The organism is Streptomyces sp. SID5785 (genome assembly GCF_009870065.1).
In the GTDB taxonomy this organism is placed as follows: Bacteria; Actinomycetota; Actinomycetes; order Streptomycetales; family Streptomycetaceae; genus Streptomyces.
Genome location: NZ_WWIA01000732.1, coordinates 1 through 8,707 on the forward strand (window position 1 = coordinate 1; position 8,707 = coordinate 8,707).

Below are 8,707 nucleotides of genomic sequence, written 5' to 3' on the forward strand. Positions count from 1 at the left end.
GGGTGCCGCCTTGCCCACCCGTGCCGCCCTGGGGGTCCCCGCGGACGGAGTCTGGGGCCCAAGACGGGGGCGGCGACAGCGCCGCGTGCCCCGGGTCAGGGCACGGCGTGCCCGGGGCCGAGCCGGGGCGAGACGGCCGCGGTCGTCGCTGCCCAGCTGGCCAGCAGTTGCAGGCGCTCGGCGGTGGGCGAGGCGGGCTCGGCGATGTACGCGGACAGGGTGATGGAGGGTGAGGAGGCGAGGGTCATTTCCTCGAAGCCCAGGATGAGCTCTCCGACCTGGTGGTGGAGGGTCTTCCGGCCCGCGCGGTGGACGCCGACATCGTGAGCGGCCCAGCGGGATCTGAAGTCGGTGCTTCGCGTGGACAGCTCTCCGACGAGCTGTATCAGCTGCTTGTCGTGCGGTGTCGCGCCGGCCTGGGCCCGGAGGATGCGCACGCACGCGGCTGCCGCATCGTCGAGGTCGTCGTAGAACGTGGCCGCCGCGGGGTCGAGGAAGACGACGGAGGCCAGGTTCGGCGGGGAGGCTGACGAGCGCCGGGTCGGGCTGGTGAAGGCCATGTCGAACAGGGCACGGCCGAGCGGGTTCGACGCGAGGACGTCGAGCCTTCTGCTCAGGGCGATGACGGGGGTGGCGCTCATCGCGTCGATGAGCAGCTGTACCTGCTGCGGCACGCCCGTCGCGGCCTTCGGCTGTCTCCTCGCCCGCGAGGGGCGGCGCGCGGTGCGGGCGAGGTCGTAGAGGTAGGCGCTCTCGTCCTCGGTGAGCTGCAGGGCACGGGCCAGGGCGTCGAGGACCTCGTCGGAGACCCCCGTCAGGTCGCCTTTCTCGATCCGGGTGTAGTAGTCGACCGAGACGCCGGAGAGCATCGCGACTTCCTCCCGGCGCAGGCCGGGGACGCGGCGCGCTCCGCCGCCCTTCGGGATGCCGGCCATGTCGGGGGTGATCTTCGCGCGGCGGGTGGTCAGGAAGTCCCGTACGCGCTCGTCCTTCGGTGCCATGACCTCACGCTATGGGCGATCGGGGCCAGGGGCCAGGTTCTGCCAGACCCCCCTTCGAGGGGGGTTCCATCGCAACCTTCCGCCCTCGATCGAGGGCAACCACTGTTGATGTCGTAAGAGCCGACGGGCACCGGCCCGCGGCCCGGACGACGATGAGCAGGACAGCCAGGAGGAATCATGACTGAACGGACCGAGCGCGTGAGCTTCCGTTCCCCGGGGATGGCCTGGGACCTGGCGGGAATCCTCCACCTCCCCGCGGATCTCGACGAGAACGGCTCCTGTCCGGCGATCGTGAGCGTTCACCCGATCGGCAGCTGCAAGGAACAGACCGCCGGCAACGTGTACGCGCAGGCGCTGGCGGAGGCCGGCTACGTGGTGCTGGTCTTCGACGCCAGTTACCAGGGTGAGAGCGGTGGGCAGCCGCGTCTGGTGGAGGATCCCGCGCAGCGCGTGGAGGACGTCCGCGTCGCGGTCGACCACCTCGTGACCCTGCCGTACGTCGATGCGGACCGCATCGGCGGGATCGGGGTCTGCGGGGGTGGCGGCTACGTCATCAACGCGGCGATGACCGACCGCCGGATCAAGGCCGTCACCAGCATCACCGGCGTCAACTTCGGGCGCCTCAGCCGCGAGTCGTTCAGCGGCTACGACCCGATCGGCGCTCTGGAGCAGATGGCGGCGCAGCGCACCGCCGAGGCACGCGGCGCGGATCCGCGGGTCGACGACCTCCTGCCTGCCTCGGTCGAGGCCGGACGGGAGGCGGGGCTGACGGACATCGACGTGCTGGAGGCCACGGACTACTACAAGACCGGCCGGGGACAGAGCGCGGGCGGCGCCACGAGCGCGGTGCTGTCGCGTCGCGCGGCGGCGATCGGCTGGGACGCGTTCTTCGACGCGGAGCAGCTGCTCACCCGGCCGCTGCTGGTCGTGATCGGCGACAAGCCCGGCGGGTTCGGCGCCTACCGCGATGGCCAGGAGATCTACGGCCGCGCCGCCTCGAAGGACAAGCGGCTCCTCGTCGTGGAGGACACCTCGCACTACGACCTCTACGACCGGCCGGAGCCGACGCGCCAGGCCATCGAAGCCGCGACGGAATTCTTCGGCGGCCACCTGTGAGCCAGGCCCACCAAGAAACCCATTCGACAGCAGACCCGAGGAAAGTCATGAGCGAGAACATCAGCATCAAGACCCTCAACGGCTACGGCACCACCCTCGCCGCGGTGATCAACTTCCCGGAAGGCTTCGACGCGTCGAGGACCTACCCGGCGATCGTCGTCTCCCACCCGGGCGGCGGAGTGAAGGAGCAGGCCGCCGGCCTGTACGCGGGCAAGCTCGCCGAGCACGGCTTCGTGACCGTCGCCTACGACGCCTCGTTCCAGGGCGCGAGCACCGGGGAGCCGCGACAGCTGGAGAACCCGCACATCCGCACCGAGGACGTCAGCGCCGTGGTCGACCACCTGACCACGCTCGATTACGTGGACAGCAGCCGCATCGGCGCGATGGGCATCTGTGCCGGGGCCGGCTACACCGCGAACGCCGCGATCAACGATCCTCGTATCAAGGCCGTGGGCACCGTGAGCCTCGTCAACATCGGCCAGATGTTCCGCAACGGCTGGACGAACGACGTCGCCGACGCCGACGCAGCTCCCCTGCTCGCGATGGGCGCGGAGGCCCGCACCACCGATGTGCAGGGCAAGGACAACCCCTTCCCGCTCGCACCGATGCGCGAGGAAGACGCACCGAACGAGGAGCTGCGCCAGGCGTGGGAGTACTATCACACGCCGCGCTGCGAGCACCCCAACGCACCCGGCTTCATGACCACGCGCAGCCTGAGCCAGATCATCACCTACGACGCCTTCCACAAGGCCGAGGCGTTCCTCACGCAGCCGCTGCTCGTGATCGCGGGCAGCGAGGCCGGATCGAAGTGGATGAGCGATGACCTGTTCGCGCGCGCCGCGAGCAAGGACAAGTCCTTCCACGTCGTCGAGGGCTCGAACCACATGGAGCTCTACGACGGCGAGAAGGAGGTCGGCGAGGCCGTCGGCAAGCTCGGCCCGTTCTTCGCCGACCAGCTCTGACCCAGGCAGTCGTCGCTGCCCCGTACCGCTCGTGCGGGCAGCCTGACCGCAGACGCGAAAGGAAGACCGGCCATGACCGCTTGGACCCCGGACGAGCTCGACCGCATCAACGCCGAGACCTACTTCACCGTCGGGGCGACGCTGCCCGACGGAACCACCCCCAAGACCGTCGACATCTGGTCCGTGCCTGTCGGGAACCGGATTTTCATCCGCTCCTACAACGGCACGCAGGGCAAGTGGTACGGACCGGCCCTGAAGACCGGCCGGGGCCGCATCTCGGCCGGCGGGGTCGAAAAGCCCGTGCGCTTCGTACCCGTCGATCCCGACGACGAGGAGACCAACCTGGCCGTTGACGCCTCCTACCTGGAGAAGTACGCGGACAGCGAGTACTCGGTGACGATGTCGACCGAGCCCGTACGCCGCAACACCCTCGAGGTGGTCCCCGAGGACTGAACGCCGGATGCGTGCAGCGGTCCGGGGCGCGTGACGCCCCCGAGCCCTCGCGCCCCGAGCCGGGGGTGGGGCCCGGACCCCGGCCCCCTGGGCCGCGCCCCGCCCCGACCCGCTCAGGCGAGACGGAGCTGGTCCGCGACGACGCGGCCCGCGTGGAGCACCGTGCGGTCGTCCCCGCGGTCCATCACGGCGGCAGCAACCGTGTCCCCGCCGACCAGCACGAGATCCGCCGCATCGCCGGCCCCGACCCCGGGCCGGTCCGCCGTCGACGTGAGCCGCTCGAGCGACGGGTCGAGGATCGCGGCCCCGCCCCGGCTCGCGACGGCCCAGCAGTGCTCGATCAGCTCGTCGGGCCGGTACCGGTTCGTGAAGGCCAGCTGCCAGGTCCGGTCGAGCATGTCGCCGTTGCCGTAGGGCGACCAGTAGTCGCGCTGGCCGTCCTCGCCGAGGCCCACCCGGACCCCGGCCCGGGTCAGTTCGGCGAGCGGCAGCGCGTGCATCTGCTGCGCGGGCGCGATGGTCGCCATGGAGATGTCGAGCTCGGCGAACTCCTCGATGAGGCGCCGCGTGGTGGCCTCGTCGACGTTGCCGAGTTCGTAGGCGTGCGAGAACGTCACCTTGCCCTGCATGCCGAGCGCCCGGGTCCGCTCGAGGACGAGGTCGGTGCTGAACACGCCGAGGTGGCCGGGCTCGTGGAGGTGGATGTCGACGGGCGCCTGGTGCTTCTCGGCCAGCCCGAAGACGATGTCGAGATGCCTGACGGGGTCGCGGTCGAGGGTGCAGGGGTCGATGCCGCCGACGACCGCGGCCCCGGAGGCGAGCGCCTGGTCCATGAGCTCCGGCACGCCCTTCTCCAGGAGCAGCCCGGCCTGCGGGAAGGCCATGATCTCGACGTCCGCGCGGTCCTTGTGGGCCTCCTTGGCGGCGAGGACACCCTCGAAGCGCTCCAGGCCGCTGTCCGCGTCGATCTGCGCGTAGCTGCGCACGCGCGTGGTGCCGCGCTCGATCATGCGGCCGAGGAGCGCCGTGGCGCGCTCGGCGACCGGCGGGTCCTCGCGCCAGTGCTCGCGGTCGTTCATGGTCAGGCCCCACACGCCGGGCCGGCCGGTGTGCGGGCGGAACGGCAGACCGATCCGGTTGGAGTCGAGGTGGCAGTGCACGTCGGAGAACGAGGGCATGGCGAGCCGGCCCCGCCCGTCGACGCTCGTGCCGTCGTCGGCGCGCGAGGGGTCGTGCGGCATGACGGCGGCGATCCGGCCCTCCTGGATCTGCAGGTCGGAGGCGTCGCCGCCCCAGGGTCGGACGTTCCTGATGAGCATGGGGTGACTCCTCGCGGGATGACGGACGGTACGCCGCGGACGCACCGCGGCCGAGGCCATCGCGACCTTAACACTTGGCATACCAAACGAACTTTTCCGGATCGGCGGATGAGTAACACCGGGGGTTTCACCCCGCTTTCCTCGCGTCTGCGATGATCTTCGTGATGGATTCGGTATACCGAGTAGGCGGCCGGGGACGTACGGTCCGGGGGTGGCGCCCCTCCGGACCCGGTGCCGATGTGAAAATGACGGGATGACAGGCGCAATGACAGACGCTGAGGAATTCACCCCCGAGTCGGAGCGGGTCATGCGCACGCTGCGCGACCAGATCATCGACGGCACGAGGGCCCCGGGCAGCAGGCTCGTGGAGCGGGAGATCGCCGCCGAGCTCGGGGTGAGCCGGCTGCCCGTCAGGGACGCGCTGCGCGATCTGGTCAACGAGGGCCTGGTGACGCCGCGTCCGCGCACCTGGGCCGTGGTGCGCGAGTTCACCCGGTCGGACATCGCGGACCTCAGCGAGGTCCGGTCGGCGCTCGAGACGCTGGGCTTCCGGCTCGCCGCGCAGCGCCGCACCCGCGCCGGTCTCGCCAAGCTGCGCACGCAGCTGGACGCGGAGCAGGCCGCCGCCGCGGACGGCGACGGCGCCGCGGCCCGCCGCTATGCCGCCGACTTCCACGAGACCGTCACCGAGCTCGCGGACAACGCCCTGCTGAGCGAGCTCGATCTGACCCTGCGCAGCCGCATGCGCTGGCTCCTGGGCCAGCACGACGACTTCACGGCGGTCGCCGAGGAGCACGAGGAGCTGTACCGGGCGATCGAGGCCCGTGACGTGGACGGGGTCGGTGACCTGGCGGTGCGTCACCTGGCCACGAGCCAGGCCGAGGCGGACGCCCACCGGCGTCAGACTCAGACCGCGGCCGGCTGACGCAGGCGAGTCGGACGCGCCGGGGCGGCCTCAGACCCCGCGATAGCGAGGCAGCCCCGGCAGGCGCAGTGCGAGGGCGCCGAGGAACGCCACGAGGAGCAGGGAGCTCAGCAGCGTCGTCGTGGCCACACCGACGTGCTGCGCCGAGAGGCCGAGGCACAGCGAGGACAGCGGCATGACGCCGATGGCGAGCTCCTGCACGCCCAACGCCCTGCCCTGGACGGCCGGTTCGGTCGTCATCAGCAGCAGCGTCGTCTGCAGGACCCCGAACGAGGCGCTCAGGAGTCCGACCAGCGCCATCAGAACGAACGAGACGGCCACCTGGTGGGAGAGCGAGAACAGCGCCCACACCGTGCCCCAGGCCGCGGTCCCGTACACGAAGAGGGCGCCCTTGAAGCGGAAGTCGCCGAGCGCCGCGATCACCAGCGACCCGGTGAGGCCGCCCACGCCGCTGCACGTGAGGAGCCAGCCGAGACCGTCGGCGCCGAGGCCGAGCGACTCCTTGGCGAAGACCGGCATGAACGCCTGATACACCGGCCAGAGCAGGATGTTGGCCGCCAGGGTGACGCCGAGGACTCCGGCCGCGAGACGGTTGCGCAGGATGGAACGCACCCCGTCGGTCAGGAGCGCGACCACCGGTTCGGGCGCGGCCCGTCGCTCGCTCTCCGTGTCCGTGCGGCGCAGCGGCCACAGCGCGAGCAGCGACAGCGCGAACCAGCCCGTGGAGATCCACAGGGCGACGGACGAGCCGAACGCGCTGATCATCGCGCCGCCGAGGGCCGGACCGACGATCTGCGTCATGTTCATCGCCATCGCGTTGAGCGCGTTGGCGTTGCTGAGGCTGCGCCGGCCCACCAGTTGCAGGACGAGCGAGGAGCGGGCGGGCTGGGAGGGGGACTGCGCGAGGCCGGTGGCCAGGCCCGCGAGCACGAGCACCCAGTACGGTGCGTCGGTCGCGGACTCGAGCGCGGACACGGCGACGGCCGCGGTGAGCGCCCAGCCGCAGGCGATCCCCAGCAGTCGTACGCGGTCGTGGCGGTCGGAGAGGACTCCGGCGAACGGGCCGAGCAGCATGGGGGCGAGCCGCGCCGAGGTGAACACGGCGAGCAGGAACTCCGAGTGGGTCGTGTCGAAGACGATCCAGCCGAGCACCATGGTCTGGGTCCACGCGCCGCCGAAGAAGAACACGTTGGAGATCCACAGGGCACGGAACGGGCGGCTCTCGCGCAGGGAGGCGAGCGGTCCGCCGCGGCCGCCGCCACGGCTCTGCTTCGGCGCCGGGGCGGTGCGTGTGTCCGTCGAAGTCTCCCGCGGCACCGTGGTGTTCCCCTCACGTCGTGCTGTTCCCGTGCGCCGGGCACGGCTGTCGGCCGCCTCGTCACCGCCGCGCCTGCGGCGGTGACGAGGGGCGAGCCGATGGTATACCGACGGTGCGCGTGCGGGCGCGGGTGCGTCAGACGAAGACGACGCCGCCCTCGACGTCCGCACGGATCTCGGTGCCGACCGTGCGGGCCAGCAGGTCGTCGAGGCGGTCGAGGGGCCCGATCAGCGTGCGGCCGCCGGCCTGGGCGACGCGCACCGCGGCCGCCACCTTCGGTGCCATCGACCCCTCGGCGAACTGCATCTCGGCCAGGCCCTCCGGCGAGGCGGTGAGGATGTCGCGCTGCTCGGGAGTGCCCCAGTTCTCGCTGACGAAGTCGCCGTCCGTCAGCATGATCAGCATGTCGGCGCCCAGGTCGGCGGTGAGCGCGGCGCTCGCGGCGTCCTTGTCCACGACGGCCTGCATTCCGATCTGCCGGCCCTTGGAGTCGGTGCGCACCGGCACGCCGCCGCCGCCCACGCAGACCACCAGGGTGCCGTTGTCGAGCAGGGTGCTCACCAGCGGGGCCTGCATGATGCGCAGCGGGTGCGGGGAGGGGACGACGCGACGGTAGGCGCCGCCGTCCTTGGCGATCGTCCAGCGGTACTCGGCGGCGGCCTCGGCCGCGTCCTCGGCCGAGTACGTCGGGCCGATGAGCTTCGTCGGGCGCTCGAAGGCGGGGTCGCCCTCGTCGACCTCGGTCGTGGTGACGATCGCGGCGACCTCGCGCTCGCCGACCAGCGCGTTGGACAGCTCCTGCTGGATGACGTAGCCGATCATGCCCTGGGTCTCGGCGCCCAGGATGTCCAGCGGGTACGCCGCGACGTCCTGGTAGGCGAGGTTCTGCAGGGCGAGCAGGCCGACCTGGGGGCCGTTGCCGTGGGTGATCACGACCTCGTGCTCGCGGGCCAGGCCGGCCAGTGCCTGGCAGGCGCCGCGGACGTTGGCGCGCAGCCGGTCGGCCGTCATCGGCTCCCCGCGCCTGGCCAGTGCGTTCCCTCCGAGGGCGACGACGATGCGCATGTGAAGTCCCTTGCTGTTCTGGTGTTCGCTTGCCGGACGCAGAATGGTATACCAATACGGGTGGGCCGGAACCGGCCCGCGAACGGCCCGGCGGCGGCAGACAGGAGGGCACACGATGCGCCACGACGTGCCCTCGACGCTGCGCGCGCACTCCGGTGACGCGCGCCTGCTCGCCCGCCTGCACGCGGGCCCGGCCGCCGTCCACGGCACCGGAACCGTCCACTCCGTCTTCGCCCGTGTCGTCAACCTGCTCGCCCCCGACGGCCTGCTCGTCGCTCTCGCCTCCCGCGACGCGGGCGACGCCCCGCGCACCCTCGTCGTCGACATCGCCGACTGGACCGCCGCCGGACTGCGCCCCGGACACGACGTGACGTTCACCACCGACGCCCTGCTCCTCGACACCGCCGGACGTCCGCTGCGCGTGGGCACCGACGGCGCCCGGCCCTGGGACCCCGTGGCCCCCGCGCTGACCCGCGAGGCACCCGGAACCCTCGCCCGCGCCGCCCGCACCCTCGACGCGTACAACCGCGCACACGGCGCCCGCGGCG

Annotated in this window: 9 protein-coding genes; 5 read left to right on the plus strand and 4 right to left on the minus strand. The window is 71.8% G+C overall.

Annotated features, from left to right (window positions below; translation table 11 throughout):
- Positions 1-95: 95 nt before the first annotated feature.
- On the minus strand, positions 96-1,001 hold the full coding sequence (locus GTW43_RS24035; RefSeq protein WP_161304118.1) for a helix-turn-helix transcriptional regulator: 906 nt from the start codon (positions 999-1,001) through the stop codon (positions 96-98).
- A 177-nt stretch (positions 1,002-1,178) separates the two neighbouring features.
- Here GTW43_RS24035 and GTW43_RS24040 point away from each other — a divergent pair, with 177 nt between their 5' ends.
- The 3 genes from GTW43_RS24040 (at position 1,179) to GTW43_RS24050 (ending at position 3,532) form a co-directional block, all read left to right on the plus strand.
- Positions 1,179-2,117, plus strand: a complete 939-nt coding sequence (locus GTW43_RS24040) for an alpha/beta hydrolase (protein WP_161304119.1) — start codon at positions 1,179-1,181, stop codon at positions 2,115-2,117.
- 47 nt (positions 2,118-2,164) lie between these two features.
- Positions 2,165-3,079: an alpha/beta hydrolase gene (locus GTW43_RS24045; protein ID WP_161304120.1), complete on the plus strand. Its 915-nt coding sequence runs from the start codon at positions 2,165-2,167 to the stop codon at positions 3,077-3,079.
- 72 nt (positions 3,080-3,151) lie between these two features.
- Positions 3,152-3,532 (plus strand): DUF2255 family protein, encoded by a 381-nt coding sequence (locus GTW43_RS24050; RefSeq protein ID WP_161304121.1) that lies wholly within the window; start codon positions 3,152-3,154, stop codon positions 3,530-3,532.
- Positions 3,533-3,645: 113 nt separating this feature from the next.
- On the opposite strand, the gene GTW43_RS24055 is transcribed toward GTW43_RS24050, so the two are convergent.
- Positions 3,646-4,851, minus strand: a complete 1,206-nt coding sequence (locus tag GTW43_RS24055; protein ID WP_161304122.1) for an amidohydrolase family protein — start codon at positions 4,849-4,851, stop codon at positions 3,646-3,648.
- Positions 4,852-5,116: 265 nt separating this feature from the next.
- Between GTW43_RS24055 and GTW43_RS24060 the strand changes: the two genes are divergently transcribed.
- Positions 5,117-5,776: a GntR family transcriptional regulator gene (locus tag GTW43_RS24060; protein WP_161304123.1), complete on the plus strand. Its 660-nt coding sequence runs from the start codon at positions 5,117-5,119 to the stop codon at positions 5,774-5,776.
- 30 nt (positions 5,777-5,806) lie between these two features.
- On the opposite strand, the gene GTW43_RS24065 is transcribed toward GTW43_RS24060, so the two are convergent.
- Positions 5,807-7,093, minus strand: coding sequence for an MFS transporter (locus GTW43_RS24065; RefSeq protein WP_161304124.1), 1,287 nt, complete (start codon positions 7,091-7,093; stop codon positions 5,807-5,809).
- 136 nt (positions 7,094-7,229) lie between these two features.
- Positions 7,230-8,159: a carbamate kinase gene (locus tag GTW43_RS24070; RefSeq protein ID WP_161304125.1), complete on the minus strand. Its 930-nt coding sequence runs from the start codon at positions 8,157-8,159 to the stop codon at positions 7,230-7,232.
- Between the two features lie 115 nt (positions 8,160-8,274).
- On the opposite strand from GTW43_RS24070, the gene GTW43_RS24075 reads away from it, so the two are divergent.
- A partial coding sequence (locus GTW43_RS24075) for a hypothetical protein (RefSeq protein WP_202501871.1) occupies positions 8,275-8,707 on the plus strand: 433 nt, incomplete at its 3' end.